Origin of the sequence: Micromonospora sp. CA-259024, assembly GCF_050936255.1 — a bacterium.
GTDB lineage: Bacteria > Actinomycetota > Actinomycetes > Mycobacteriales > Micromonosporaceae > Micromonospora.
The window spans coordinates 2469428-2495537 of record NZ_JBNJND010000002.1 but is presented as its reverse complement, the minus strand read 5'-3'; the positions used below and the strand labels follow the sequence as shown (position 1 = coordinate 2495537).

The 26110-nt window shown below is 71.8% G+C and carries 24 protein-coding genes and 1 tRNA gene; 9 read left to right on the top strand and 16 right to left on the bottom strand.

What is annotated here, in order from left to right; all coding sequences use genetic code 11:
- Positions 1 to 124 precede the first annotated feature (124 nt).
- The 6 genes from pth to ACQEUX_RS31185 all read right to left on the bottom strand — a co-directional run bounded on the left by pth (position 125) and on the right by ACQEUX_RS31185 (position 5512).
- Positions 125 to 715: an aminoacyl-tRNA hydrolase gene (pth, locus tag ACQEUX_RS31210; RefSeq protein WP_433056135.1), complete on the bottom strand. Its 591-nt coding sequence runs from the start codon at positions 713 to 715 to the stop codon at positions 125 to 127.
- A gap of 94 nt (positions 716 to 809) precedes the next feature.
- Positions 810 to 1499, bottom strand: coding sequence for a 50S ribosomal protein L25/general stress protein Ctc (locus tag ACQEUX_RS31205; protein WP_433056132.1), 690 nt, complete (start codon positions 1497 to 1499; stop codon positions 810 to 812).
- A gap of 344 nt (positions 1500 to 1843) precedes the next feature.
- Positions 1844 to 2824 carry a ribose-phosphate diphosphokinase gene (locus ACQEUX_RS31200; protein WP_433056129.1) on the bottom strand — a complete coding sequence of 327 codons (981 nt, stop codon included), beginning with the start codon at positions 2822 to 2824 and terminating at the stop codon, positions 1844 to 1846.
- A 57-nt stretch (positions 2825 to 2881) separates the two neighbouring features.
- A complete protein-coding gene (gene glmU / locus ACQEUX_RS31195; protein WP_433057269.1) occupies positions 2882 to 4417 on the bottom strand; it encodes a bifunctional UDP-N-acetylglucosamine diphosphorylase/glucosamine-1-phosphate N-acetyltransferase GlmU in 1536 nt (511 codons plus the stop codon).
- A gap of 107 nt (positions 4418 to 4524) precedes the next feature.
- Positions 4525 to 4596: transfer RNA gene (locus tag ACQEUX_RS31190), tRNA-Gln, on the bottom strand.
- A 157-nt stretch (positions 4597 to 4753) separates the two neighbouring features.
- Positions 4754 to 5512 carry an SDR family NAD(P)-dependent oxidoreductase gene (locus tag ACQEUX_RS31185; RefSeq protein WP_433056126.1) on the bottom strand — a complete coding sequence of 253 codons (759 nt, stop codon included), beginning with the start codon at positions 5510 to 5512 and terminating at the stop codon, positions 4754 to 4756.
- Between the two features lie 514 nt (positions 5513 to 6026).
- On the opposite strand from ACQEUX_RS31185, the gene ACQEUX_RS31180 reads away from it, so the two are divergent.
- Together ACQEUX_RS31180 and ACQEUX_RS31175 are read left to right on the top strand one after the other, a co-directional pair.
- On the top strand, positions 6027 to 6992 hold the full coding sequence (locus tag ACQEUX_RS31180) for an acyl-CoA desaturase (protein ID WP_433056123.1): 966 nt from the start codon (positions 6027 to 6029) through the stop codon (positions 6990 to 6992).
- 224 nt (positions 6993 to 7216) lie between these two features.
- Positions 7217 to 7915 carry a TetR/AcrR family transcriptional regulator gene (locus ACQEUX_RS31175; RefSeq protein WP_433057267.1) on the top strand — a complete coding sequence of 233 codons (699 nt, stop codon included), beginning with the start codon at positions 7217 to 7219 and terminating at the stop codon, positions 7913 to 7915.
- A gap of 6 nt (positions 7916 to 7921) precedes the next feature.
- Here ACQEUX_RS31175 and ACQEUX_RS31170 read toward each other — a convergent pair whose 3' ends face one another.
- The 7 genes from ACQEUX_RS31170 to ACQEUX_RS31140 all read right to left on the bottom strand — a co-directional run bounded on the left by ACQEUX_RS31170 (position 7922) and on the right by ACQEUX_RS31140 (position 14097).
- Entirely contained in the window at positions 7922 to 8398 is a 477-nt protein-coding gene (locus tag ACQEUX_RS31170; RefSeq protein WP_433056120.1) for a DUF4383 domain-containing protein, read from the bottom strand.
- Between the two features lie 204 nt (positions 8399 to 8602).
- The gene (locus ACQEUX_RS31165; protein WP_433056117.1) at positions 8603 to 9058 is read right to left on the bottom strand and encodes a DUF4383 domain-containing protein; all 456 of its coding nucleotides are present in this window, start codon (positions 9056 to 9058) and stop codon (positions 8603 to 8605) included.
- Between the two features lie 101 nt (positions 9059 to 9159).
- The gene (locus ACQEUX_RS31160) at positions 9160 to 10965 is read right to left on the bottom strand and encodes an ABC-F family ATP-binding cassette domain-containing protein (protein WP_433056114.1); all 1806 of its coding nucleotides are present in this window, start codon (positions 10963 to 10965) and stop codon (positions 9160 to 9162) included.
- A 192-nt stretch (positions 10966 to 11157) separates the two neighbouring features.
- Positions 11158 to 12108, bottom strand: coding sequence for a 4-(cytidine 5'-diphospho)-2-C-methyl-D-erythritol kinase (locus ACQEUX_RS31155; protein ID WP_433056111.1), 951 nt, complete (start codon positions 12106 to 12108; stop codon positions 11158 to 11160).
- Positions 12105 to 12272, bottom strand: coding sequence for a hypothetical protein (locus tag ACQEUX_RS31150; RefSeq protein WP_433056108.1), 168 nt, complete (start codon positions 12270 to 12272; stop codon positions 12105 to 12107). Before ACQEUX_RS31150 ends, ACQEUX_RS31155 begins: the two co-directional genes overlap by 4 nt.
- A gap of 9 nt (positions 12273 to 12281) precedes the next feature.
- Positions 12282 to 13151: a 16S rRNA (adenine(1518)-N(6)/adenine(1519)-N(6))-dimethyltransferase RsmA gene (rsmA, locus tag ACQEUX_RS31145; RefSeq protein WP_433056105.1), complete on the bottom strand. Its 870-nt coding sequence runs from the start codon at positions 13149 to 13151 to the stop codon at positions 12282 to 12284.
- Between the two features lie 46 nt (positions 13152 to 13197).
- Positions 13198 to 14097 (bottom strand): TatD family hydrolase, encoded by a 900-nt coding sequence (locus ACQEUX_RS31140; protein WP_433057265.1) that lies wholly within the window; start codon positions 14095 to 14097, stop codon positions 13198 to 13200.
- A gap of 233 nt (positions 14098 to 14330) precedes the next feature.
- Between ACQEUX_RS31140 and ACQEUX_RS31135 the strand changes: the two genes are divergently transcribed.
- Positions 14331 to 15578, top strand: coding sequence for a hypothetical protein (locus ACQEUX_RS31135; protein ID WP_433056102.1), 1248 nt, complete (start codon positions 14331 to 14333; stop codon positions 15576 to 15578).
- Between the two features lie 43 nt (positions 15579 to 15621).
- Here the strand turns inward: ACQEUX_RS31135 and metG are convergent, their stop codons facing one another.
- Entirely contained in the window at positions 15622 to 17424 is a 1803-nt protein-coding gene (metG, locus tag ACQEUX_RS31130; protein ID WP_433056099.1) for a methionine--tRNA ligase, read from the bottom strand.
- Between the two features lie 158 nt (positions 17425 to 17582).
- Between metG and ACQEUX_RS31125 the strand changes: the two genes are divergently transcribed.
- A complete protein-coding gene (locus ACQEUX_RS31125) occupies positions 17583 to 18752 on the top strand; it encodes a hypothetical protein (protein ID WP_433056096.1) in 1170 nt (389 codons plus the stop codon).
- A gap of 26 nt (positions 18753 to 18778) precedes the next feature.
- On the opposite strand, the gene rsmI is transcribed toward ACQEUX_RS31125, so the two are convergent.
- The gene (gene rsmI, locus ACQEUX_RS31120) at positions 18779 to 19618 is read right to left on the bottom strand and encodes a 16S rRNA (cytidine(1402)-2'-O)-methyltransferase (protein WP_433057263.1); all 840 of its coding nucleotides are present in this window, start codon (positions 19616 to 19618) and stop codon (positions 18779 to 18781) included.
- Positions 19619 to 19759: 141 nt separating this feature from the next.
- Between rsmI and ACQEUX_RS31115 the strand changes: the two genes are divergently transcribed.
- The 3 genes from ACQEUX_RS31115 (at position 19760) to ACQEUX_RS31105 (ending at position 23849) form a co-directional block, all read left to right on the top strand.
- Positions 19760 to 21421 (top strand): dolichyl-phosphate-mannose--protein mannosyltransferase, encoded by a 1662-nt coding sequence (locus ACQEUX_RS31115; protein WP_433056093.1) that lies wholly within the window; start codon positions 19760 to 19762, stop codon positions 21419 to 21421.
- A gap of 365 nt (positions 21422 to 21786) precedes the next feature.
- Positions 21787 to 23070, top strand: a complete 1284-nt coding sequence (locus ACQEUX_RS31110) for a VWA domain-containing protein (protein WP_433056090.1) — start codon at positions 21787 to 21789, stop codon at positions 23068 to 23070.
- The gene (locus ACQEUX_RS31105) at positions 23070 to 23849 is read left to right on the top strand and encodes a peptidase (RefSeq protein ID WP_433056087.1); all 780 of its coding nucleotides are present in this window, start codon (positions 23070 to 23072) and stop codon (positions 23847 to 23849) included. Before ACQEUX_RS31110 ends, ACQEUX_RS31105 begins: the two co-directional genes overlap by 1 nt.
- A 52-nt stretch (positions 23850 to 23901) precedes the next feature.
- Here ACQEUX_RS31105 and ACQEUX_RS31100 read toward each other — a convergent pair whose 3' ends face one another.
- Positions 23902 to 24171: a hypothetical protein gene (locus ACQEUX_RS31100; protein WP_433056084.1), complete on the bottom strand. Its 270-nt coding sequence runs from the start codon at positions 24169 to 24171 to the stop codon at positions 23902 to 23904.
- 201 nt (positions 24172 to 24372) lie between these two features.
- Between ACQEUX_RS31100 and ACQEUX_RS31095 the strand changes: the two genes are divergently transcribed.
- A complete protein-coding gene (locus ACQEUX_RS31095; RefSeq protein WP_433056081.1) occupies positions 24373 to 25029 on the top strand; it encodes a 4'-phosphopantetheinyl transferase family protein in 657 nt (218 codons plus the stop codon).
- A gap of 202 nt (positions 25030 to 25231) precedes the next feature.
- Positions 25232 to 26050, top strand: a complete 819-nt coding sequence (locus tag ACQEUX_RS31090) for a hypothetical protein (RefSeq protein WP_433056078.1) — start codon at positions 25232 to 25234, stop codon at positions 26048 to 26050.
- The last annotated feature ends 60 nt before the right edge of the window (positions 26051 to 26110 follow it).

The window sequence follows — 26110 nt, the reverse complement described above, 5'->3', positions numbered from 1 at the left end:
TCGCCTCGCCGCGCGACCCGTGCCCGCACGGAGCGATTGGCCGCGACCCGCGTCGCCGGTCGTGGCACGTCGAAAGGCGCAGACTACCGGCCGACCCTTTCCGATGCGGTACGCCCCGCCCGGCTCAGCCCCCGTGGTAGAGGTTCTGCGTCGGCTCCACGCCCTTGACGATCACCGACTCCACCACGTCGGCGGCCCGGTCCACCAGGAAATCCAGCTCCTTGCGCTCCGCCGCGCCGAAATCCGACAGCACATAATCCGCCGGGTCCTGCCGGCCCGGCGGTCGGCCGACGCCGAACCGCACCCGGGCGTAGTCCTTCGTGCCCAACGACTTCGACATCGAGCGCAAGCCGTTGTGCCCGCCCTCGCCGCCGCCGAACTTGACCCGCACCTGACCGAACCCGATGTCCAACTCGTCGTGGACCGCGATCACCTGCGTCGCCGGCACCTTGTAGAACTGCGCCAGCGCCGCCACCGGCCCACCGGAGAGGTTCATGTACGTCAGTGGCTTCACCAGCACCAGCTTCGGCCCACCGAACCCCAGTCGAGCCTCGGTGACCTCGGCCACCGCCCGCTTGTGCCGGCCGAACCGCGCGCTCATCCGCCCGGCCAGCAGATCGGCCACCATGAACCCGACGTTGTGCCGGTTGCCGGCGTACTCCCGACCTGGGTTGCCCAGGCCGACCACCAGCCACGGCCCCGCCTCGTCCGTCACGACCCGCCCCTCCCGACGTCCGTCCCACCGACTCCCGATACGCCGACAGGCGCCCCCGAACCCTCGGGGGCGCCTGTCGCACAGTACGAACCGATCAGGCCTCGGTGCGCGCCTCGGTGGTCTCGTCGCCCTCGGGGGCGTCCGCGCCCTCGGAACCCTCGGTGGTCTCGCCGACCTCGGCCTCGGCCTCGTCGGTGGCGGCCTCGACCTCGGGCAGGGTCGCCTCGAGCTGCTCGGCGGTGGGGGCGGCGGTCACCGACGCGACGGTCAGCTCCGAGTCGGCGGCGAGCTCGACGCCGGCCGGCAGCTTGACGTCGCCGGCGGTCACCTGGGTGCCCGCCTCCAGGCCCTCGATCGACGCCTCCAGGTGGTCCGGCACCTTGGTGGCGTCGGCGGTCACCGAGAGGGTGTCGTGGTCGTGCACGATCAGGGTGTCCTTCGCGGCCTCGCCGACCAGCTGCACCGGGACCTCGACGGTGACCTTCTCGCCCCGACGGACCAGGATCAGGTCGACGTGCTCGAAGCTGTCCTTGATCGGGTCGCGCTGAATCGCCTTCGGCAGCGCGAGCACCTGGGTGCCGTCGGTGATGTCGATCGCGAAGAGCTGGTTGGCACCGCCCTTGCGGATCGCCGCGGCGAACTCCCGCGACGGCAGCGCGATGTGCTTGGGCTTCTCGCCGTGGCCGTACAGCACGGCGGGCACCTTGCCGGCCCGGCGGGTACGGCGGGCACCACCCTTGCCGAACTCGGTGCGGGGCTCGGCGCTGATCTTTACCTCGGACACGGGGAAACTCCTGATGCTTTTCGCTGCGGCGGCTTGTCGTCTGGCGGTGCTGGGGCGAGGGGCTCGCTGGGGCTCATGCGTCATGAACGACTGCCCGGAGCACCGCGTCGATGACGGTGCCTCCGTGCGGCGCTTTTCAGCGGCCCGCCGGGCACCCTCGCCGTGGCAACCGCACTAGTCTACCCGAGCTGTTTCCAGGGTTTCCGGCAGTCCCCGATCACGGCTCCAGACCGGCGCGTCGGTGGTGCTCCCACCAGCACGCCGGCCCCGTTTCCACCAGTTTGACAGCCCCGCCCCCACCGGCGCGCCGAGTGGCGGAAACGGGGCTCATCGCCACGCGAGGCTCAGCTCAGGCCACCGAAGAGGGTGGTCACCGAACCGTCGTCGAAGACCTCCCGGATCGCCCGCGCCAGCAGCGGGGCGATCGACAGCACGGTCAGCTTGTCCAACTGCTTCTCCGGTGGCAGCGGCAGCGTGTTGGTCACCACGATCTCGCTGATCGAGCTGTTCTTCAGCCGCTCGGTGGCCGGGTCGGACAGCAGCGCGTGGGTGGATGCGACCACGATCTCCGCCGCCCCCGACTCCTTGAGGATGGCGGCGGCCTTGGCGATCGTGCCACCGGTGTCGATCATGTCGTCGACGATCAGACAGACCCGGCCCTCCACCTCGCCGACCACCCGGTTCGCCACGACCTGGTTCGGCTTCATCGGGTCACGGGTCTTGTGGATGAACGCGAGCGGGCAGCCGCCCAGCCGGTCGGTCCACCGCTCGGCCACCCGTACCCGGCCCGAGTCCGGTGCCACCACGGTCATCGGTCGGCCGGCGTACTTGTGCTCCACGTACTCCGCCAGGATGTCCATCGCGAAGAGGTGGTCCACCGGGCCGTCGAAGAAGCCCTGGATCTGCGCGGTGTGCAGGTCGACGGTGAGGATGCGGTTCGCGCCGGCGGTCTTCAACAGGTCCGCCACCAGGCGGGCCGAGATCGGCTCCCGACCCCGGTGCTTCTTGTCCTGCCGCGCGTACGGGTAGAACGGCAGCACCACGGTGATCCGCTTGGCCGACCCCCGCTTCAGCGCGTCCACCATGATCAGGGTCTCCATGACCCAGGTGTTCACCCCGTGCGTGACGGACTGCACCACGAAGGCGTCCGAACCACGCACCGAGTCCTTGAAACGTACGAAGAGCTCGCCGTTGGCGAACTCGTACGCGTCGGCCGGGGTCGGCGCCACGCCGAGCACCTCACCGATCTCCTTGGCCAGCTCCGGAAAGCCACGTCCGGAAAAGAGCATCAGGCTTTTGCGGTTTTCGGCGACGATGCTGCCCATGGGCCCGTCTGCTCCCGTTTTGTCGGCGGTACGCGACCCGGTGGTGGTGGGTCGGGACTATTCGGTTGCAGTATCTCCCGTGCCGGATGCGCCGCCCACCGTCTCGGCCACCCCGTGCATTGCCTCACTGTCGCTTGCGGCGCCGGCCACCTCCGACGCACCCTTCGCGTCGCCGGCTCGCTGCGCGGCCTCCGCCGCGGCCGTGCCGGCACGCCGCTTCACCACCCAGCCCTCGATGTTGCGCTGGCGCGCCCGGGCGACACCCATCGCGCCCGCCGGCACGTCGTCCACGATCACCGAACCGGCCGCCGTGTACGCGCCGTCGCCCACCTCGACCGGCGCCACGAACATGTTGTCCGCGCCGGTCCGCGCGTGGCTGCCGATCACCGTGCGGTGCTTGTTGACTCCGTCGTAGTTGACGAAGACCGAGGCGGCCCCGATGTTGGTCTGCTCGCCGATCGTCGCGTCGCCGACGTACGTCAGGTGCGGCACCTTCGAGCCGGCGCCGATCTGCGAGTTCTTCACCTCGACGAACGTGCCGACCTTCGCCTTGTCGGCCAGCCGCGCCGCCGGCCGCAGGTACGCGTACGGCCCGACGCTGGCGCCCTCGCCGATCTCGGCGCCGACCGCGTGACTGCGGACCACCGACGCACCGGGGCCGACCACGGTGTCGACGAGTGTCACGTCCGGCCCGATCAACGCGCCGGAGCCGACCACCGTGCCGCCGCGCAGCTGGGTGTTCTGGTCGACGACCGCGTCCCGGTCGAGTGCGACGGTCACGTCGATCCAGGTGGTCGCCGGGTCGAGCAGGCTGACGCCGGTACGCATCCACGCCTCGTTGACCCGGTCGCGCAGCAGACGGCGTAGCGAAGCCAACTCCACCCGGTCGTTGCAGCCCAACGTCTCCACGTGGTCGACGGCCACGTGCACCGCGACCGGCTCGCCGGCCGAGCGGAGCAGCCCGAAGACGTCGGTCAGGTACTCCTCGCCCTGATCGTTGTCGGTGGAGAGCTTGCCCAGCGCCGCGCGCAGCCGCACCGCGTCGAACGCGTAGATGCCGGCGTTGATCTCGCGAATCGCGCGCTGGGTCGCGTCGGCGTCGCGCTCCTCGACGATCTGCTCAAGCCGACCGTCGGCGTCCCGGACGATCCGCCCCAGGCCGGTCGGGTCGGGCACCTCGGCGGCCAGCACCGTGGCCGCCGCGGCGGCCTCCTCGTGTGCGGTCACCAGCGCGCCCACCGTCTCGGGCCGCAGCAGGGGTACGTCTCCGTTGATCACCACGACCGTGCCGGCACCGTCGGCTACGGATTCCAACGCGATCCGTACGGCGTGCCCGGTGCCGAGTTGCTCGGCCTGGAGCACAGGCGTGGCGTCCGGGGCGACCTCGGCCAGGTGTGCTCGGACCTGGTCAGCACCGTGCCCCACCACGACGACGGTGCGGTCCGCGGCCAGCGGCGCGGCGGCGCTCAGCACGTGACCGAGCAGCGTCCGACCGAGCAGGGGGTGCAGCACCTTGGGCAGTGTCGACTTCATCCGCTTGCCCTCACCGGCGGCGAGTACGACGACGGTACGAAGGTGAGGCTGGGGCACGATGTGGCTCCCGTCGGGACGGCGGACACTCTCGCGGCCATGCTAACCGCGGGGCCCGGCACGTTCCCCTGTTACCCCCACTGGAACCTAAAACGGACGTAGATGGGCAGCTCGGCCGCCAGGGTTCGAACCTGAAATACGGGTACCAAAGACCCGGGTGTTGCCAATTACACCACGGCCGATCAGCGACGCGAGCACGTCGCATCAGGGATGGGGCATCCCGCCGGTACACCTTAGCGCCCCAGTCGCCGGACGCCACCGCTCATTCCGCCCCGACGGCCGGACGGCCCGCCCGGGGCGGGCCGTCCGGCCGCGGCCCGGAGGTCGTGAACCGGCCGTCTAGAGGTTGTACCCGCCGGCGACCTCGATGTTCTGGGCGGTGATCCAGCGGCCCTCCTCGCCGAGCAGCGTGGCGATCACCATGCCGATGTCGTCCGGCTCGCCCACGCGACCGAGGGCGGTCTTCGCGGCGAGCAGCGGGATCACCTCGGGGAACCGCTCGAAGGCGTTGTCGGCGAGCCGGGTCCGGGTGGAGCCCGGGGCGACGGAGTTGACCCGGATGCCGCGGTTGCTGAACTCCTTGGCCATGTACCGGGTCAGCACGATGAGGCCGCCCTTCATCGAGGCGTATGCGGAGTAGCCGGGCTCCAGCCCGGAGGCCATCGCCGAGTTGCTCGTGGTGTTGACGATCGCGCCGCCGTCGGCCAGCAGCGGCAGCAAGGCCTGGGTCAGGAAGAACGGTCCCTTGAGCAGGACCCGCATGACGGTGTCGAACAGCTCCTCCGAGGTGTCCTCGAACATCGCCATCCGCGCGAGCCCGGCGTTGTTGACCAGGGAGTCGAAGGTGTCCCGCTGCCAGGTGCCCCGCAGCGCCGCGACGACCGACTCACGGAAAGCCGGGAAGGTCTCGCTGCGGCCGACGTCCAGCGGCAGCGCGACAGCCGTGCCACCCTCCTCTTCGATGGCCGCCACGGTTTCCAGCGCTCCGGGCTGGTTGTTGCCGTAGGTCAGGATCACCCCGGACCCGCGCTTGGCGAGCTGGATGGCTGCACTCTGCCCGATGCCCGAGCTGGCACCGGTGACGATTGCGACCCGCATGATTGCCCTACCTGTTCATTTGTGGAGCAGCCGGTTGCTCCGGGGAATTTGACTGACCCCAGAAAACCATTCTGAGCAGTGGAACTGATAGGCAGATGCTCGCTATCTCTTGCCTGATCCTCTCATTGCCGGGACGCAGTCCGGATGCTCAATCGAGGTGTGCACCGCTGCGAACCACACGCCCCGCCCGCCCGGACGGCATCACCCCCGTCGAGGGCCTGCTGATCTCGACGGTCGAGCCGGCCCAGTTCAGCCGGGAGTACCGCCGGCAGTTCGGCGTACCGCCGAGCTTCGATGCCACCCGACTGCCCAGCGCGATCCGCCCGCGCCGCATCGACCCTGCCGTGACGGGCCGAGCGGGCCACCGACCGCAGCCGAAATAAGGGCTCTGACCTGCGCCTCAGCAGGACGCTGCAGGGGCGTTCGGAAACTTCCCCGTGCGATCTACGGTGCCGTAAGTTACGGTGACGTAGGCGTAGCTTCGTGATCGCTCCCGTCCCCTCTGCGAGGTGCCATGTCCACCGCTCTGCTCGAACCCAACACCGCCGGACCCGGCCCCAAACCACTCACCGACGGCAGCCAGTCCCCGGGAATCCTGGCCGCCCTCTGGGCTTTCGTGGTGATTCCCTTCGTCGCCCTGCTGGTCGCCGTGCCGGTGGCCTGGGGTGGCTGGCTGGGCTGGACGGACGTGATCATCGGCCTGGTCTGGTACGTCGTCTCCGGGCTCGGCATCACAGTCGGCTTCCACCGCTACTTCACGCACGGCTCGTTCAAGGCCAAGCGGTGGCTGCGGGTGACGCTGGCGGTCGCGGGTTCGCTGGCGGTGCAGGGCGAGATCATCCAGTGGGTCGCCGACCACCGGCGGCACCACGCATTCTCCGACCTGGAGGGCGACCCGCACTCCCCGTGGCGCTTCGGCACCAGCTTCTGGGCCCTGACCCGGGGCCTGTTCCACGCGCACGTGGGCTGGCTGTTCCGTCGCGAACTGTCCAATCGCGAGCGTTTCGCGCCGGACCTCATCGCCGACCGGGACATCAGTCGGGTCGACCGGCTCTTCCCCGCGCTGGTGGCCATCTCGCTGCTCGGCCCCGCGCTGATCGGCGGCCTGGTGACCTGGTCGTGGCAGGGCGCGCTGACCGCGTTCTTCTGGGCCGGGCTGGTCCGGATCGGCCTGCTGCACCACGTGACCTGGGCGATCAACTCGGTCTGCCACGTCTACGGCGAGCGTCCGTTCGCGATGCGCCAGGGCGACCGGGCGTCGAACTTCTGGCCGCTGGCGATCCTGTCGTTCGGCGAGAGCTGGCACAACCTGCACCACGCCGACCCGACCAGCGCCCGACACGGCGTGCTGCGTGGTCAGGTGGACATCTCGGCCCGGGTGATCTGGCTGTTCGAGAAGGTCGGCGCGGCGACGCAGGTGCGCTGGCCGAAGCCGGAGCGCCTCGCCGCCAAGCTGGTGAAGCCGGTCGCACCCCGGTAAAACCGGGCGGTGCACCGGGATGCCGCCTGGCAGGATGGCTGGGTGACCGAGCGACGCGGGGGGACCGGACAGCTCGGTGGCCGGACAGCCGGGCCCGATCCGGGCTCGGTCGGACGGCGCGGCAGGGCGGTCGGACCGCCCGTCAGTGAGGCGACGACGTGAACGGGCACAGCGGAGGCACCATCCCACGGCAGGGCGTCACCGAGCGCCAGCGAGGCGGCGACATGCCCGAGGTCAACAACGCGGCCGAGGGCCGGCGGGCAACCGCGGCACCGAAGCCGGCCCCGGCACCCAAACCCAAACCCGCCTCGCGGGTCCGGATGTCGGCGGCCCAGCGACGAGAGCAGTTGATCGCGACCGGTCGGCAGCTCTTCGCCGAGCGCGGCTTCGATGCCACCTCGATCGAGGAGGTGGCAGCGCGCGCCAAGGTCTCCAAGCCGGTGGTGTATGAGCACTTCGGCGGCAAGGAGGGGCTCTACGCGGTGGTGGTGGACCGGGAGGTCCGGGCCCTGCTGGACCGGATCACCACGGCGTTGACCGCCGGGCATCCACGGGAGCTGCTGGAGCAGGCGGCGATGGCCCTTCTGGGCTATATCGAGGAGGAGACCAGCGGGTTCCGGGTGCTGGTCCGCGAGTCGCCGCTGATGTCCGCGACGGGCACCTTCAGCAGCGTGATGAACGACGTGGCGCACCAGGTCGAGCACATCCTGGGCGCCGAGTTCAAGAGCCGCGGGTACGACCCGAAGCTCGCCGAGCTCTACTCGCAGGCGCTGGTGGGCATGGTGGCGTTGACCGGCAGTTGGTGGCTGGAGGTGCGCAAGCCGCGCAAGGAGACGGTGGCGGCGCACCTCGTCAACCTGGCCTGGAACGGGTTGTCGCACCTGGAGGCGAAGCCGACGTTGATCACCGCCCGGCGTCGCTGACCCCGATCAGCGGCGGTGCACGTCGGCCACCGGGTGCTTGCGGTGCTCCAGCTCCGCCTCTGCGTGCTCCGGAGGGCCGACCTTGTCGTAGAGGCCGGTGCCGAGCAGGACCAGGCCGAACAGCATCGACACAACCACTGTCGACATCGAGAAGTTGAGGAAGTTCGCCTCGGTCTGCAGCACGGACATCATCAGGATGCTGGTAACCAGGAACACCACGCCGGCGGTGAGGTTCATGTAGTGGCCGAGGTTGGTGCGCCGGGACGCCCCGATGATCAGGACGATTCCGAAGATCACCGAGGCGAGCGAGAAGGCCAGGTTCGTCCGCAGCCCGAGGGCCCAGTGGCTGCCCCGGTCAAAGAGCGGGTCGCCGATCGTCTCGGCGACACCCCAGACGCCGAAGACCAGGATGTAGACGCCGATCAGACCGGAGAGGACCCGGTACAGCGGTCGTGCCGGATGGTTCACCGGAAAATGCGGCATACCCCAGACCCCCTGAATCGACCGTTTCAGGAGGATTGTCACCCAAGGCAGAGCCAACTGTCCGAAGAACCACAAAGCTGAAGCGGTCCGCCGAAGGCCGGACCCGGTCAGGTTTTCGCCGGAGCCCGAGCTGCGCAGGGATCAAGCCTGACCGCCCGGAGCAGCTCGGCTCCGGCGAAAACCACCGCCGCAACCAAGGAAAGCTCAGAGCACGAGGCGAGCCTTCTGGAAGGCCTCCGCCTCCTCCTTCGACCCGACCTTGCCGTACATGCCGACCATGAGCAGCACCAGGGCGACCGTCATCACCACGATCACGGTGGCGATGCTGAAGTTGAAGAAGTTGGCGTCGGTCCGGATGAACGCGAGACCGGCCAGGCTGATCACCATCAGGGCGTACGCCAGCCACTGGTTGATCGCCACGTCGATGTTGCGCCCGAGCGCGGTGCCGGCCAGCACGACGAGCCCGAGCAGCACGCTGAGCAGCGAGAAGCCGAGGTTGGTGCCCTGACCGAGGACCCGGGTGTCGTCCTGGGCGAGGATCTCGCTGCCGGTGCTCGTGATGATGCCGAGCACGCCGAAGACGACCAGGTACAGACCGGTCAGCCCGCCGATCGCCCGGTAGATCGGCCGCGCGGGGTGGTTGACGGGGGTGTGAGCCATGTCTGTGTCTCCAACGCCGTGGGGTGAGGTGTCGCCGACGATTGTCTCGCATGTGGCGCTGTGACGCCGCACACGGTCCCCGGACGGCGCGCCTGGCCCGGTCAGCTCTCCGGCAGATCCTCGGCGAGGGTCATCCAGCTCTCCTCGATCCGCTCCCGCTCGGCGCGCAGATCCTTGAGCTGGGTGTCCAACTCGGCGACCCGGGCGTAGTCGGTGGCGTCCGCCGCGAGCTGACCGAGCAGCGTGGCCTCGCGCTGGTCGAGCTTGCCGAGCTGGCGTTCCAGCCGGGTCAGCTCCTTGCGGGCCTGCCGGACCTCGGCGGCGGACATGCCGCTCCCGCTCGGGCCGGTGGGCACGGCGGTCGGGTTGGCTCCGACCCGGGTGGTGCCGGCCCGCTCCGCGGTCCGGGCGAGGTACTCGTCGACACCGCCCGGAAGGTGCACCAGCCGACCGTCGCCGAACATCCCGTACGCCGTGTCGGTGACCCGCTCGATCAGGTAACGGTCGTGACTCGCCACGATGATCGTGCCGGGCCACGAGTCGAGCAGGTCCTCCAGCGCGGCGAGGGTGTCGGTGTCCAGGTCGTTGGTGGGCTCGTCGAAGAGCAGCACGTTGGGCTCGCCGGCGAGCAACCGCAGCATCTGCAACCGGCGGCGTTCCCCACCGGAGAGGTCACTGACCGGGGTCCAGAGCCGGCGGTCGTCGAAGCCGAACACCTCGGCGAGCTGCGCGGCCGAGACCTCCCGGTCGCCGAGCTGCACCCGACGGGCGACCTCCTCGACGGCTTCGAGCACCCGCAGGTGCCCGGGCAGCTCGGCGAGCTCCTGTGAGAGGAACGCGGGCCGCACGGTGGAGCCGGTGCCGAGCCGGCCACCATCGGGGCGGGTGATGCCGGCGAGCATCCGCAGCAGCGTGGTCTTACCGGCGCCGTTGGCACCGAGGATGGCGATCCGGTCGCCCGGGCCGACCAGCCAGGTGACGTCGCGCAGGATCTCCTTGGGCCCGGCGTGCAGCTCGACGTTCTCCAGGTCGTACACCTGCTTGCCGAGGCGGGAGGTGGCCATGCGCTGCAGGGACATGGTGTCGCGCGCCGGCGGCACGTCGGCGATCAACGCGTTCGCGGCGTCGATGCGGAACTGGGGCTTGGAGGTCCGGGCCGGCGGGCCACGGCGCAGCCAGGCGATCTCCTTGCGGAGCAGGTTCTGCCGGCGGGCCTCGGTGGCGGCGGCGACGCGCTCGCGCTCGGCGCGAGCCAGGGTCCAGGCGGCGAAGCCACCCTCGTAGGCGCGGACGGTCTGGTCGGCGACCTCCCAGGTCGTGGTGCAGACCGCGTCCAGGAACCACCGGTCGTGCGTGACCACGACCAGGGCACCCTTGCGGCCGACCAGGTGGCGGGCCAGCCAGTCGACACCGCCGACGTCGAGGTGGTTGGTGGGCTCGTCGAGGATGAGCAGGTCGGAGTCGCGGACGAGCAACGCGGCGAGTGCCACTCGACGCCGTTCGCCACCGGACATCGGGCCGACCGGCTGGTCGAGGCCGAGGTGCGGCATGCCGAGGCCGTCGAGGATGGCGCGCACCCCGGCGTCGCCGGCCCACTCGTGCTCCGCGCCCATGCCCTCGGCGAGCCAGGCGGTGCCGAGCACGACGTCCCGGACGGTGGCGTCGGGGGCGAGCGTGAGCTGCTGCGGCAGCCAGAGCACGCGCAGGTCCCGACGGTGGGTCACCCGGCCGTCGTCGGGGTCCTCCTGCTTGGTGAGCAGCCGCAGCAGGGTGGACTTGCCGGCGCCGTTGAGGCCGACCACGCCGATCCGGTCGGCGTCGTCCAGGCCGAGCGAGACGTCCGTGAGCAGCCGCCCCGCGGCGCCATACCCCTTGGACACCCGGTCCAGATTGACGATGTTCGCCACGTTCCACCCTTCATGATCAAGGCGTCCCGGTGCCGGCGGGCACCTGGACGCCTGCCCCAAGGGTACGCGGACGGCCCGGACACCCGCTGAGGCACCGGCGGAGGCCGGGTCATCTCCAGGTCGGCGCGGTGGGGATGTCCGCAGCGGCGGGGCACGCCCCCGTCGCCGACGTGGGATGGATCTCGAATACCGTCAGCCGACGCGGGCGCCGGCGACCGGGCCGTGTGCGACCCGCGCCTCCCGGCACACGCCGGCGGTGCTCAGATCGGTGGCGATCCGCTCGGCGTGGGCCGCGTCAGCGGCGAGAAAGACGCAGGTCGGGCCGGAGCCGGAGACGATGCCGGCGAGCGCACCGGCGGCCTCGCCGGCCTTGAGGGTGTCGGCCAGCGCCGGGCGCATGGCCAGCGCGGCGTCCTGAAGATCGTTGCCGAGGGTACGGGCGAGCACCCGGGGGTCGCGCTGGCGAAGCGCGCCGAGCAGCGCGTCGGTGCTGCCCAGCCGGGCACCAGCGGTGCCGGCGTCGCGGAGCCGATCCAACTCGCGGTAGGCGGCCGGGGTGGAGAGGCCGCTGTCAGCGATCGCCACCACCCAGTGCCAGGAGGTGGGGCGGGCCAGCACGGGGCTGACCGCCTCGCCCCGACCGGTGCCCAGCGCGGTGCCTCCATAGATCAGGAACGGCACGTCGGAGCCGAGGTCGGCGGCGATCCCGGCCAACTCGTCACGGGACAGCCCGGTCCCCCAGAGCGCGTCGCAGGCCACCAGCGCGGCGGCCGCGTCGGCGCTGCCGCCGGCCAACCCACCGGCAAGCGGGATCTGCTTGCGCAGGTGCAGTCGGGCGTGCGGCAGCACACCCGCGTACCCGGCGAGGGCGTGCGCCGCGCGGATCACCAGGTTGGAGTCGTCCAACGCCAGCTCGCCGGTGCCCTCGCCCTCCATCGTCAGGGCGAGGGTGTCGCCCCGGCGGGCCGTCAACTCGTCATAGATCGAGATGGCGTGATAGACGGTGTTCAGCTCGTGGTAGCCGTCACGGCGCAGCGGGCCCACCCCCAGGTGCAGGTTGACCTTCGCGGGCACCCGGACCTTCACCGGCCCGATGGCCCCGCGCCGCTCGTCCTCGTCGTCCGGTCGCCAGGCCTCGGTCACGGGGTGGTGCCCCGTACGCGCAGACGAATGTCGAACGGCTTGGCCACGATCAGCTCCTCAGCGAAGTCGGCGGCCAGCTCGTACCGGCCGTCGACCAGGTCGTACGCGTACACGTGCAACGGACTCTGCGCGATCCGCCGGTGGTGCGGAATCTCGGCGGGCACGACGTCAGCCTACTTCGCGGCCGGCGTACCGACCGGAGCCGACGCGGCGATGGCCGCGAACTGCTCGACGGTGAGCGACTCCCCCCGGGCGCCGGGGTCGACGCCGGCCGCGGTGAGCGCGGCGGCGGCCCGGTCCGCGCCACCGGCCCAACCGGCCAGCGCGGCGCGCAGGGTCTTACGTCGCTGCGCGAACGCCGCGTCGACCACGGCGAAGACCCGTTCCCGGGACACGTCGGTGCGGGGTGGCTCGTGGCAGGTGAAGGCGACGAGGCCGGAGTCGACGTTCGGCACCGGCCAGAACACGTTCGGAGGCACCCGGCCGGCGCCCCGGGCCTGGGCGTACCAGGCGAGCTTGACCGACGGAATGCCGTACACCTTGGAGCCGGGACCGGCGACCAGCCGGTCGGCGACCTCCTTCTGCACCATCACCAGGCCGTGCCGCAGGGTGGGCAACACGGCGAGCAGGTGCAGCACCACGGGCACGGCCACGTTGTAGGGCAGGTTCGCCACCAGCGCGGTCGGCGGCGGGTCGGCCAGCTCGGCCGCGTCGACGCGCAACGCGTCGGCGCGGTGCACGGTGAGCCGACCGGCGTCCGCCCCGGCGTGCCGCGCGACGGTCTCCGGCAGCGCCCCGGCGAGCACCGGGTCGATCTCCACGGCGTGCACGTGCCCGGCGACCGGCAGCAGCCCCAGGGTGAGCGAGCCGAGCCCGGGGCCGACCTCCAGGGCCACGTCGTCGGGGGTCAGGCCGGCGGCGGTGACGATCCGGCGCACGGTGTTCGGGTCGTGCACGAAGTTCTGGCCCAGCTTCTTGGTGGGCGCGACGCCCAGCCGGGCGGCGAGTTCCCGGATCTCCGCCGGGCCGAGGAGACCGGTCATGGCTGGCAGCGTAGCGGCGGTGTCAGGGCCGACCGTCGGGCCGGGCTCACCACGGGCCGAAGACCCGGTCGCCGGTGGCGGAGATGGCCGCGCACAACTCGTCGAGGTCGGTGCCGGTGGTCGCGGCGAGCGAGCGGACGGTGAGCGGAATCAGGTATGACGCGTTCGGCCGGCCCCGGTGCGGCGTCGGGGTGAGGTACGGGGCGTCGGTCTCCACCAGGATCTGATCCACCGGGGTCAGCGCGGCGGCCTCGCGCAGGGCGTTGGCGCTGCCGAAGGTGACCGTGCCGGCGAAGCTGAGCAGGTAGCCGCGGCGGACACACTCGCGGGCGAAGTCGGCGTCACCGGAGAAACAGTGCAGCACCACCGTGCTCGGAGCGCCCTCGTCGTCGAGGATCCGCAGCACGTCGGCGTGCGCGTCCCGGTCGTGGATGACCAGCGCCTTGCCGTACCGCTTGGCGATGGCGATGTGCGCCCGGAAACTCTCCTCCTGCGCGGCCCGCCCCTCGTCCCCGGTACGGAAGAAGTCCATTCCAGTCTCGCCGACCCCCCGGACCCGGTCGCGGGCGGCGAGTGACTCGATCTCCCGCAGCGCCTCGTCGAGGTCGGTCAACCGAGGCGCCTCGTTCGGGTGCAGCGCCACGGTGGCCAGCACGGCGGGGTGCCGGTCGGCGGTGTCCGCGCCCCACCGCGAGGAGGCGACGTCCACCCCCACCTGGACCAGCCGATCCACGCCGACCTTGGTGGCCAACGCGATCGCCACGGCAACCGGGTCGTCGGCCGACCCGCCGCCGGGCACACCGGCCTCGCTGACCGTGATGTCCAGGTGCGTGTGGCTGTCCAGCACCGGCCGGGGCAACGGCTCAGGGGCGGGGGGAAACTCTCCGGCCCGCCGGGCGGCACGCTCTCGGCGGGATTCAGTGGGCTCGCTCATCAGCGACAGCATCACACACCAGGCCTGTCCATCCGCCCGCCACCCGACGTTCACCTCAACTACGCCGCGCAACTCTACCGTCGCCCTCGAGCGAGCGCGGCGAGCGAACCGGTAGCACAGCAGCGTGGCGCGAAGCGACAGCACGGAGCGAAGCGGAGTGCTGGCAATGAGCGGACTGAATGCGCCACCGGGCCGACGCGACAGCGTGACGGCCCGCATCTCACCGAACAGAGGGAGGTGACGGCATGAGCGTCACCCCCCAGGTCGGCGGCGCCGCCGGCGAACGTGCCGGGCTGCACGTGGCGTTCGGAGGCGGTGTGTACCCGGCCGAGGAGGTCGCCCGAGGCGCCGCGTACGAACTGTTCAGCGCCGACGAGGTGGCCGGCTTCGAGTGGGCGCCCCGACCGGGCAGCGCCCTGCCGTGGCGGCGATTCGTGCACGTCACCGAGGTGACCGCGGTGCACGGGGCGACGGAACCGGCCGACGAGCCGGAGACGCCGCTGATGATGCCGGCGCACCGCGAGCGGGGTTGGGCGTACCTGCACCAGCTCAGCCAGCAGCCGGCCGCGGCGGGCGACCCGATGCTGGCCGCCGCGCGCGCGTCGGCGGTGGTCCGGCGGGGCACCCGCATGGTGAAGGTGCTCTCCGCCCAGCAGCTCGCCGGGTACGTGCGGGGCTGGCTGCCGCACGGCTTCTGCTACCGGGAGCACGACGTGGCGCATCTGCGTACGCCGGCGGCGACGAGGGTGCTGCGCACCGACGGCGAGGTCGGCCGGGACGGCCCGGATGTGGCGTACGCGCTGCGCTGGCGGGCGTCCGACCCGGGTGACTACGACGTTCCGGTGGGTGAGGCGCACCGCGGCCTGACCGCGCTGGCATCCCGCGACCGGCTCGGCCCGCCGGTGCTGGGCACCGGCTTCCTGCCCAGCAACGGTCAGCTCATCCCGGAGTTCATCACCCGGGACTTCGCCGACCTGCCGATGCCGGCGAACGCCGCCCTGATCGCCTACCCGGCGGAGGGGGCGGAGGTGGTGCTCTACACCTACCAGGCCGAGCAGCGCGGGTGGCTGCGGATGGTGGGCCCGCAGTGGCGGCACCTGCTGGCCGGGGTGCCAGGTCTCTCCCCCGACCAGGAGTACGTGCCGAACGGGGACGCGCCGCGCTCCACCCAACTCGTCGGCGTACACGGCGACAACGAGTACGAGGCGCTGGCCGACCTGCCGGGCGGGTTCCGGGTGCTGGCGATGACCCGCGCGGCCCGGTACCCGGTGGATGCGGTGGCCCGCCGGCTCCGGTTCGCCCAGTGGCGGGGCGTGCCGTGCCTGGTGCTGCGGGAGGAGGCCGGTTGGCTGCGGATGCGACTGCGCTACCCGAACCCGGACGCGGTGGTCGCCACCGGCGCGCAGTGCCACGAACGGGGGGTCTACGAGGCGTGGGCTCCGGGCGCCGAGGTGACCGACGACCAGGTGATGGACACCCGGTACGCGATGTGACGACGCGCGGCGGTGGGGCGCCCCACCGCCGCGCGTCGTGTGCTCAGTCGGCCAGCCGGGCCAGTTCCTCGTCGACGATCGACGGGTCGAGCTTGCGGAACACCGGCTTCGGCGTCGCCAGCGGTCGGCCCGCCTCCAGCGGCACCGACTCCCAGCGCGTGCCGACCGTGTAGTCCCCGGTGAGCACCGGGTACGCCGGACCACCGTCGAGGTCGTCGACCTGCTCGATGACCGGCATGGGCGCGTGCACGCCGGTGCCGCCGAGCAACTCGTGCACCTGCTGCGCGGAGTGCGGCAGGAACGGGGTGAGCAGCGTGTTGGCGTCGCTGATCACCTGGAGGGCGACGTGCAGGATGGTGCCCATCCGGGGCTTGTCCGCCTCGTCCTTGAGCTTCCACGGCGCCTGCTCGGAGAGGTACTTGTTGGCCTCGGCGACCACCTTCATGGCCTCACCGATCGCCTGCTTCTGCCGGTGCCGGCCGATCAGGTCGCCGACGACTGCGAAGCCGGCCCGGGAGGTAGCGAGCAGCGCCTCGTCGGCCTCGGTGAGGCCGGCCGGGTCGACCGGCGGGATCGCCCCGAAGTTCTTCGCGGCCATCGAGATGCACCGGTTGATCAGGTTGCCCCAGCCGGCGACCAGTTCGTCGTTGTTGCGGCGGAGGAACTCGGCCCAGGTGAAGTCGGTGTCGTTGCTCTCCGGGCCGGCGGCGGCGATGAAGTACCGCAGCGCGTCGGCGTCGTAGCGCTCCAGGAAGTCGCGGACGTAGATGACCACCTTGCGGGACGAGGAGAACTTGCGCCCCTCCATGGTCAGGTACTCGCTGGAGACCACCTCGGTGGGCAGGTTGAGCCGACCCAGCTCGCCCGGCTCACCGTCACGGGAGCCCTCGCCGGAGTACCCGGAGAGCAGCGCCGGCCAGATCACCGAGTGGAAGACGATGTTGTCCTTACCCATGAAGTAGTAGGACCGGGCGTCCTTACCTTCACCGTCGGTGGACCACCACTTGCGCCACGCCTCCGGGTCGCCGGTGCGCCGGGCCCACTCGATCGAGGCGGACAGGTAGCCGATCACCGCGTCGAACCAGACGTAGATCCGCTTGTCCGGCCGGTCGCGCCAGCCGTCCAGCGGGATCGGCACGCCCCACTCCAGGTCGCGGGTGATCGCCCGGGGCTGGAGGTCGTCGAGCAGGTTGCGGGAGAACCGCAGCACGTTGGGCCGCCACCCCTCCCGGGTGTCCAGCCATTGCCGCAGCACCTCGGCCAGGGCGGGCAGGTCCAGGAAGAAGTGCTCGGTCTCGACGAACTTCGGGGTTTCCCCGTTGATCCGCGACTTCGGGTCGATCAGGTCGATCGGGTCGAGCTGGTTGCCGCAGTTGTCGCACTGGTCGCCGCGGGCGCTGTCGTACCCGCAGATCGGGCAGGTGCCCTCGATGTAGCGGTCGGGCAGGGTGCGCCCGGTGGACGGGGAGATGGCACCCATGGTGGTCTTCGGCACGATGTAGCCGTTGCGGTACATCCCCTCGAACAGTTCCTGCACCACGGAGTAGTGGTTGCGGGTGGTGGTGCGGGTGAACAGGTCGTAGGAGAGGCCCAGGCCGTGCAGGTCCTCGACGATCACCCTGTTGTACCGGTCGGCCAGCTCGCGCGGGGTCACCCCGTCGGCGTCGGCCTGCACCTGGATCGGGGTGCCGTGCTCGTCGGTGCCGGAGACCATGAGCACGTCGTGGCCGGCCATCCGCATGTACCGGGCGAAGACGTCGGAGGGAACGCCGAAACCGGAGACGTGGCCGATATGGCGGGGGCCGTTGGCGTATGGCCAGGCCACTGCCGCGAGAACGTGACTCATGAGCAGCAAGCCTAGTGACCCGTCCGGTGCGCCCGCGAACCAATGGGGGGTGCCGGGCCGACGGACCGGGCCAACCACCCCGCCCATTGGTCCGATTTGTCGCCGACACGCGGCTCAGCTGCCCGTTCCGCCTCCCGGGCGGGTGTGCAATGAACGTCGTGACTGGCAGACGAGCGGCACGGGAGCACGAGAACCGTCCCACCGGGCCGACGGTCGGCGACGAGACCGAGCCCGCGTCCGCCGCGCCCCGGAGTGCCGGGGTCGCGCCCCAGCCCCGACTGGTGCCCGGCGCCGAACCGGGCTCCACGCCGCGACCGAGCAAACCACGACCGAGCCCCACCCCACGACCGAGCCCCGCTCCCGCCGATCCGGACGAGCAGCAGCCCTCGCCGCCGGGGCGGGCGGCCACGCCGAGGCGGAACGCCTCAGCGGATCTCGCCGCCACCCCGGCCCGACCCGCGCCGACCGCGCCGGCGCCCACCCCGGCCCGTCCGACCCCGGCGGCACCCGTACCCAGCCCGGCCCGCCCCGGCTCACCGGGCCCGACGGCCGACTCGGCACCCGCCGCCGCGAAGCCCGGCGCGGAGGCCGTCGAGGTGGAGCCGACGACCGGGGCACCGGTGGACGCGGTGCCGCGTCGAGTGCCGGTCCGGCAGCAGGGTCGCCGGCACCGGGGCCGCCAGCCCGACGGCGACACGCCGGATGACGACGGTGCCTTCTGGGCACCGATCGAGCAGGTGCACTGGGACGGCACCCCGGTCCGGGAGGACCCGGCGCCGGAGCGGGACCGGGGCTCCCGCCCGGCGTGGCGCCGGGCGCCGAGTCGTACGGCCCGACCGCCGGATCCGCTGCCCGGGCTCGCCGCTCTGGTGACGCTGAGCCTGGTCGCGGCCTTCTTCGCCTGGGTCAGCGCAGGCCCGTTCTGGCTCGCGGTCGGGCACGCCCGCGACGGCACGGTGGTGATCGACGACTGCACCGGCGGCGGGCTCACCCAACGGTGCCGGGGGATCTTCACGACGGAGGACGGGCGGTTCGTGGCGCACGGTGTACGGGTCGGCGGCGTGCCCGCCGGAGGGGACGCGCCCGGTACGGCGCTACCGGCGCGGATGACCGGCCCGGACGCCGACAGCGCGTACGCCGACACCGGCGTGGGCCGGCACCTGCGCTGGCTGCCCGGTCTGCTGGTGGTGCTGGGCTGCACCGCCGGCATCGTCCGGTGGACCGGGTCGGCCCGGGTGCCCGGCCGGCGGCACCGCCGGTGGGCGGTGGCCGCCGCCATCGCCGGCCCGGCGCTGATCACCGTCGGCTTCCTGGTCGCCGCCTGGTGAACCCGCCGCCTGGTGCACCCGACCGGTCAGCTGTGCACGATCGTGTAGACGTCCCGGCGGCGCAGCGCGTACTCGGTGGCGACGTCGGTGATGGCGTCCCGCCGGGACCGGCCGGCGGCCTCCCGCTCGGCGACCGCCGCCCGCAGGGTGTCGTCGTCGGGCCGCTCGGGGGTGGTCACCGGCGCCCCGGCCACCACCAGGGTGATCTCTCCGCGCGGGTCCCCGTCGGCGGCCCACCGGGCCAGCTCGCCGAGGGGACGGCGGAGCACCTCCTCGTAGGTCTTGGTGAGCTCGCGGCAGAGCGCGGCCGGCCGGTCCGCGCCGAACGTGTCGGCCAGGTCGGTGAGCGCCGCGGCGATCCGGTGCGGGGCCTCGAAGAAGACCAGGGTGCGCTCCTCGGTGGCGAGCGCGCGCAGCCGGGATCGGCGGGCGCCGGGGGTGCGCGGCAGGAAGCCCTCGAAGCAGAACCGGTCGCAGGGCAGCCCGGAGACCGCCAGTGCGGTGGTGACCGCGCTCGGGCCGGGGGCGACGGTGACCGGCGCCCCGGCATCCAGCGCGGCCCGGACCAGCCGGTAGCCGGGATCGGAGACGCTCGGCATCCCCCCGTCGGTGACCAGCGCCACCACGTACCCGCCGAGGATGACCTCGACCAGCTCGGGGGTGCGCCGCTCCTCGTTCCCCTCGAAGTAGGAGACGATTCGACCGCCGACAGTGATGTCGAGGTCGCGGGCCAGCCGGGTGAGCCGTCGAGTGTCCTCGGCCGCCACCACGTCGGCACCGGCCAGCACCTCCCGGAATCGGGCCGAGGCGTCGGCGGGGTTGCCGAGCGGGGCACCGAGCAGGATCAGGCGCCCAGCTTCGGACATTTCACCCACGAAATCGTCTCCTTCATCGACGGTGAGTACCGGTATCAGGGACGACGGGCGCCACCGGACACCTTGGCAGCCTACGATCGCCGGGTGACGAGTGCGTCGACAGCGCAGAGCCCGAGCGCCGACCCTGCGAAAATGGTCGAGGTGACGGGCGATCCCAGCCCCAACCAGGAGCCGACCGCACCGCGCGCCGGTGGCGGCGGGGTGTCTGCCGTGGTTCGGCGACGGTTCGCCACCGTCGACACCCAACTGGACCGGTTCTCCTGGCTGGCCACCGCCGTGGTGGTGGCCATCGCGGCGATTCTGCGCTTCGTCGGGCTGTCCAGCCCGAAGGGCAAGATCTTCGACGAGACGTACTACGCCAAGGACGCCTACGGGCTCATCGCCCGCGGCGTCGAGTGGAACTACAAGGACAACGTCCCGTCGTACGTGGTGCACCCACCGCTGGGCAAGTGGCTGATCGGCCTCGGCGAGTGGGCCTTCGGTTATCAGGACGCGGAGTCGAAGGTCTCCGTCCCGGGGCACCTGATCACGACCGCGCCGGAGTTCGGCTGGCGGTTCTCGGCGGCCGTGATCGGCACGCTGTCGGTGCTGCTGCTGGTCCGCATCGGTCGGCGAATGTTCCGCTCGACGGTGCTCGGCTGCGCGGCTGGCCTGCTGCTCGCCCTGGACGGCTTCCACCTGGTGCTGTCCCGCGCGGCGCTGCTCGACATCTTCCTGCTCTTCTTCGTGCTGGCCGCGTTCGGCGCGTTGGTGCTCGACCGGGACGCCCGCCGCCGTCGCTGGGCCCGGGCGTTGGACGACGGGCTCGACCCGAGCCAGCCGGGCCGCGCCGGCCGGCCGCCGACCGGTTGGCGCACCTGGCCGTGGTGGCGGTTGGCGGCCGGGGTGCTGATCGGCTGCGCCTGCGCGGTGAAGTGGAGCGCGCTGTACTTCGTCCCGGCCTTCGCGCTGCTGGTGCTCCTGTGGGAGGTCGGCGTCCGCCGCTCGGCGGGGGTCCGCCGGCCCTGGCGGGACACCCTGCTCGACGAGCTGCCCTGGCTGGTGCTCGCCGGCGTGCTCATGGTGGGCACCTATCTCGCCACCTGGTCGGGCTGGTTGCTCAGCGACGACGGCTACTACCGGCTGGCGTCGTCCTACCCGAGCGCCCCGCTCAGTGATCGGCCGGTGATCGGCCCGCTGATCAACCTCTTCGAGTACCACCGAGCGGCGTACGGCTTCCACGCCCAGCTCGACGACGCGCACAAATACCAGTCGTGGCCGTGGCAGTGGTTGCTGCTCGGCCGCCCGGTGGCGTTCCACTGGTCCGGCGACGGGGTCTGCGGCGCGCCGAGCTGCGCTTCCGAGATCCTGCTGCTCGGCACCCCCCTGCTCTGGTGGTCGTTCCTGCCCGCACTGGTGGCACTGGCGTGGCTGGGCGTGGCCCGTCGGGACTGGCGGGCCGGCGCGATCCTGCTGACTGTGGCGGCCGGGCTGCTGCCCTGGTTCGCCATCGCCCTTGAGGGCCGGACGATGTTCTCGTTCTACGCCGCGCCGGCACTGCCGTTCCTGGTCCTGGCCGTGGTGTACGTGCTGGGCGCGTTGATCGCCCCCGCCGGGGGTGACGTGGGTGAGGTGGCGCCGCTGCTGCCCGGCGAACCGGGTTACGAACGCCGGCTGGTGGGCAGCGTCGCGGCCGGGGCGTACGTGCTGCTGGTGGGGCTCTGCTTCGCGTACTTCTATCCGATCTTCGTCGGCCGGGTCATGCCGTACTCGGACTGGCTGTCCCGGATGTGGCTCGACGGTCGGTGGATATAAGCACCGACAGGCGACGCGCCGCACAGCGCGACGGAAACGGGCCCGCACGCTTCGGCGTGCGGGCCCGTTTGACAAAGACGCGCGCCCCGATCGCCTGCCACGGGGGAAGCGGGCGATTGGGGCGCGCAAGAAGAGCTTAACCACCGCGCACCACCGGCACAACGGGTGGACTTGGGTCAGATTTCCGACGGATAGAGGCCGGGCCGACCCCTCCCCTCCGGCAGTTGACCGAGGGTGACCCGGCGTGGACCCAGAGCGCGGAAACCGCCGGTCAGGGGCGGTCGTCGACCTGGCCGGAGATGCCAGAAACAGAACGCCGGCCACCCAAACGATCATCCAAAGTGGATCTCACTACACTGCGGGCCGTGATCAACTTCAAACGATCGACGGCTATCCTCTTTGGACTGCTGGCGACCACCGCGCTGGCCGGGCCCGTCCCGGCGCAGGCCGACGAGGAGCCGGTGCCCGAGCCGCCCCGGGTCGAGTTGGTGCTCGACGTCAGCGGCTCGATGCGTGCCGCCGACATCGACGGACGCAGCCGGATCGCGGTCGCACAGCAGGCCTTCAACGAGGTGGTGGACGCACTTCCGGAAGAAACCCAGCTCGGCATCCGGGTGCTCGGCGCGACCTACCGTGGCAAGGACAAGAAGGTCGGCTGCCAGGACACGCAGCAGATCGTGCCGGTCGGACCGGTGGACCGTTCCGCGGCCAAGGCCGCTGTGGCGACGCTGCGGCCGACCGGCTTCACACCGGTCGGCCTCGCACTGCGCTCCGCCGCACAGGACCTCGGCACCGGGGCCACCACCCGACGGATCGTGCTGATCACCGACGGCGAGGACACCTGCGCTCCGCCGGACCCGTGCGAGGTGGCCCGGGAACTGGCCGCCCAGGGCACCAGCCTGGTCGTCGACACCCTCGGTCTCGCCCCCGACGAGAAGGTCCGCCGGCAACTGCTCTGCATCGCCAGCGCGACCGGCGGCACCTACACCGCCGCGCAGAGCGCCGAGGAGCTGACCGACCGGATCAAACAGCTCGTCGAGCGGGCCGGCGACACGCACACCAGGGCCCCGACCGTGGTCGGCGGCGCGAGCGCCTGCGACTCGGCGCCGCTGCTCGCCCCCGGTGTCTACGCCGACCGGGAGGCGTTCTCCGAGCACCGCTACTACCGGGTGCCGGTACGCCCCGGGCAGGAGCTGCGGGCCTCGGTGAGCATGGCGCTGGACCGACCCGTGAACCGGGACTACGGGGTCCTGCTGCGGGCCACCGCGGCGGACGGGCGGGAACTGGTCCGGGGCGCGGACGCCGGCAGCGGCCGGGCCGATGTGCTCTCCGCCGGGCTGCGCTGGTCGGCCACGGCCGACGATGAGGATGCCGCGAAGGACGAGGAGAGCTCCGCACCGGTCGTCGAACCCACCACCGTCTGCCTGGTGGTGAGCAACTCGTTCGCCGCACGCCCCGGCACCGCGGCCACCCCGGGCATGCCGGTGGAGTTGACCATCGACGTGGTCGCCGCCGCGCCCGCACCGAACGGACCGGACCTCGGCCGGGGCTGGGTGCTGCTCACCCTGCTCACCGTTGCCGGACTGATCACCGGCCTGCTCGCCGGCCTGCTCACCCGCTGGTGGGTCGCCACCTGGAGGGAGAACTGATGCGTACCGCACTCTTCCGGCCGCTGGCGGCGCTGCTCGCCGCAGGCGGGGCCGCGTTGCTTCCCGCCGCGGCCGTCGCCGCCCCGACCCCGTCCCCGGGTGCCACGCCGGTGAACCGGGCCGGCACGTCGTTCCTCAGCGCCACCCCGATCACCGCCGGGCAACCGGTCCGGGTGGACGCCTCGATCGGCGACCACCTCTACTGGTCGTTCCCGGCGGCGGCCGGTCAGGTGCACGAGATCGGTGCCACCGTCACCTTCCCCAAGGGCCGCAGCGGCGCCTCCACCTGGACGGTCGACGTCTTCGACGGGTTGCGCCGCCGCCAGGCGTGCACCGCGGGGGCGCAGACCCCGACCGTGGACGCGAAGGCGTCGAGCGTGGCGCTGGGCTGCACGCTGCGCGAGGTGCGGCCGTGGGCGGAGCCCTGGTCGGCCGATCCACTGCCCGGCACGTACGTCATCCGGCTCTCCGTGATCGACCTGCCGGAGCCGGACCTGGGAGCGCCGATCGACGTGGACCTGCTGGTCGGCACCATCGCCGACCGGGGCGCCTCGGCCGACGACGGCGAGTTGGCCGCACCACTGGTGCCGAACACGAAGGCGGGCACGGTGCTCAACGCCGTACCCCCGGTGGACGCGGAGGCCGACGAGGGCGACTCGCCCTCGGACTGGCTGCCGGACCTCGGCTCGCGCTGGGTCTGGACCGGCATCGGCGGCGTGCTCGCCGCGGTGGCGGGCGTGGCTGGCTTCGCGCTGACCCGGCGCCCACGGCGTCGCTGAGCTCCGCCCGGCCCCGCCGGTGGCCCCGCCCGGCGGCGGGGCCACCGGCGGTTCAGCGAGGCCGGGAGCCGCGCGGCAACCAGCCGATGAACCGGTCCTGGAGCGACATCACCGGGGCGGTACGCAGATCCTCGGTGGCGGCGGCGAGACAGGAGCCCAGGTAGACGCTGAGCATCGCCCGGTCATCCCCGTACTCCGCCAGCAGCCGGCTGCGCTTCGTCGCGCACGGCCACTCGTCGCCGCAGGAGCTGCAACTCCAGCAGGGGGTTTTCGGGGCGTGATCGTCAGCCCGCACCCCCGGCCGTTCCGCACCATCGGTCATCGCACGTCCTTCCAGATGTCCACGGGACTGGCAGAGCTGCCCTGCCGGACAGCATGTGATGGTGGTCCCCCCGGAGCCATCAGGGATGGCGCTACGCGTCCCTCCGGTGTTACATCTTTGCGGTACCTTCTCCGGTCGTGGGAGTCGGAAAGTTGACGCTTGACCGGATGCTCCGTCCCTACCGACCGGTAGGCCACGGCGATGCGTGACCTGCTGCCGGCGACAGTCGCGGTGGCCGTCGCCGGGCCGGACGACTGGACCGGCGAGTTGCTCCCCGCTGAGCAGGCATGCCTCGGCGAGCGGGCCGTGCAGACCCGTCGGCGGGACTTCACCGCTGGTCGGGCCTGCGCCCGCAGGGCTTTGACCGATCTCGGTCTGCCACCGACCGCCGTGCCCAGCGCCGCCGACCGTGCACCCGTCTGGCCGGCCGGGGTGGTCGGCACCATCACCCACACCACCGGCTACTGCGCCGCCGCGGCGGCGTACACCACCGACATCCGGTCCGTCGGGATTGACGCCGAGCAGCACCGCGAGGTCAGCCCGGGCGTACGCAGACTCGTGCTGCTGCCCGAGGAGGAGGCCACCTGCGCGCGGTTGCCCAGCGGCACCTTCTGGCCGGTCGTGCTGTTCAGTGCCAAGGAGACCGTCTACAAGGTCTGGTACCCGGTCGTCCGGAGCTGGTTGGACTTTCAGGACGCCCGCCTCGAACTTGATCCGGACGCTGGCACGTTCACGGCCCGGATCGCGCCGGCCCGGGTGGACGCGGCGGCGGTCGACGACCCACCGACATCGATTAGCGGCCAATTCGTGATCGCCGACGGGCTGGTCCGCACCGCCGCCGTCCTCTCGCTGCGCTGACCTCGCCCTGATCACTCGGAGTAGCGGTTAGACCACAGTCCACAGTGGCTCCGATTGCCCGGTCGCATACCGTCCACGCTGGACTTATGGGTGCACCAGCACCGATGGTGGGATGGAATCCGGCGCGGCGACCGGGTGTTCCGCCACCCACGGTAGCGTCGGTGATTCCCGAACCGCACGTACCGAGGCGTCAAGGAGTACGGTGACCCACCCCCATCCCCCCGTCGGGCCGCAAGATCCCCAGCAGTCGACCCCGGAGCCGCCGACCCATCCGTTCACGGCGACACCGCAGCCGCCTTTCTCGGGTGCCGCGTATCCGGCGGCCGGCGGTGGATACGCGGGCGCTGGCAGCGGATACCCGGTGGCGGGTGGGCCGGGCTATCAGCTCATCGCACCGCCACCGGTGCAGGCGAACGGCTCCAGCAAGGCCCCCGTGGTCGTCGCGGTCACCACGGCCGTACTCACCCTGCTGTTGTGCGCGGGCGGCATCGTGGCGGTCGTCATCGGCACCAACCGGGCCTCGACCACGGTGACCGAGGCACTGCCCACCCCCGAGACGACCCGGGACGTCGGGCAGCCGCTGGCCACCGCACCCTCGTCGACGCCACCGCCGGCCAAGGGCGAAACCCGCAACATGTCCCCCGGAGACACCCTGGTCATTGACGGCGACAGTGGCACCGTCGAGATCACCGTGACGAAGTTCAGCAGCGCCACCAAACCCTGCCGCTCCACCGGCCTCAAGCCCGACGAGGGCATGTACGTGATCGCCGACGTGACGGTGGCCGTCACCAAGGGCAAGGCCGCGGCGAACCCGCTCTTCTTCCAGTGGGTCGCCGCCGACGGCACCGAGACCAACGCGATCGCCGGGGCGTTCTCCGGCTGCGGCAAGCCGATGCCGTCCGACAACGGCCTCACCGCCGGTAGCAGGCGCACCGGCAGCGTCGTCTTCGACGTGCACGACACCAAGGGAGTGCTCGTGTACCAGCACGGGTTCGAGACCGCCGGCTCGTGGAAGCCGTAGCGCGGTGACGTGACGTGGGGCCGGCCCCGACGGGTCGGCCCCACGTGGTTGGAGAATCGG

What these genes read in the sequence shown, in the direction of transcription:
- ACQEUX_RS31200 (WP_433056129.1), bottom strand. Translation starts at nt 2,824, where the DNA reads ATGGGCAGCATCGTCGCCGAAAACCGCAAAAGCCTGATGCTCTTTTCC.
- ACQEUX_RS31185 (WP_433056126.1), bottom strand. Translation starts at nt 5,512, where the DNA reads ATGCGGGTCGCAATCGTCACCGGTGCCAGCTCGGGCATCGGGCAGAGT.
- ACQEUX_RS31180 (WP_433056123.1), top strand. Translation starts at nt 6,027, where the DNA reads ATGTCCACCGCTCTGCTCGAACCCAACACCGCCGGACCCGGCCCCAAA.
- ACQEUX_RS31175 (WP_433057267.1), top strand. Translation starts at nt 7,217, where the DNA reads ATGCCCGAGGTCAACAACGCGGCCGAGGGCCGGCGGGCAACCGCGGCA.
- ACQEUX_RS31170 (WP_433056120.1), bottom strand. Translation starts at nt 8,398, where the DNA reads ATGCCGCATTTTCCGGTGAACCATCCGGCACGACCGCTGTACCGGGTC.
- ACQEUX_RS31165 (WP_433056117.1), bottom strand. Translation starts at nt 9,058, where the DNA reads ATGGCTCACACCCCCGTCAACCACCCCGCGCGGCCGATCTACCGGGCG.
- rsmA (WP_433056105.1), bottom strand. Translation starts at nt 13,151, where the DNA reads ATGACCGGTCTCCTCGGCCCGGCGGAGATCCGGGAACTCGCCGCCCGG.
- ACQEUX_RS31140 (WP_433057265.1), bottom strand. Translation starts at nt 14,097, where the DNA reads ATGCTGTCGCTGATGAGCGAGCCCACTGAATCCCGCCGAGAGCGTGCC.
- ACQEUX_RS31135 (WP_433056102.1), top strand. Translation starts at nt 14,331, where the DNA reads ATGAGCGTCACCCCCCAGGTCGGCGGCGCCGCCGGCGAACGTGCCGGG.
- metG (WP_433056099.1), bottom strand. Translation starts at nt 17,424, where the DNA reads ATGAGTCACGTTCTCGCGGCAGTGGCCTGGCCATACGCCAACGGCCCC.
- rsmI (WP_433057263.1), bottom strand. Translation starts at nt 19,618, where the DNA reads ATGTCCGAAGCTGGGCGCCTGATCCTGCTCGGTGCCCCGCTCGGCAAC.
- ACQEUX_RS31115 (WP_433056093.1), top strand. Translation starts at nt 19,760, where the DNA reads ATGGTCGAGGTGACGGGCGATCCCAGCCCCAACCAGGAGCCGACCGCA.
- ACQEUX_RS31105 (WP_433056087.1), top strand. Translation starts at nt 23,070, where the DNA reads ATGCGTACCGCACTCTTCCGGCCGCTGGCGGCGCTGCTCGCCGCAGGC.
- ACQEUX_RS31100 (WP_433056084.1), bottom strand. Translation starts at nt 24,171, where the DNA reads ATGACCGATGGTGCGGAACGGCCGGGGGTGCGGGCTGACGATCACGCC.
- ACQEUX_RS31095 (WP_433056081.1), top strand. Translation starts at nt 24,373, where the DNA reads ATGCGTGACCTGCTGCCGGCGACAGTCGCGGTGGCCGTCGCCGGGCCG.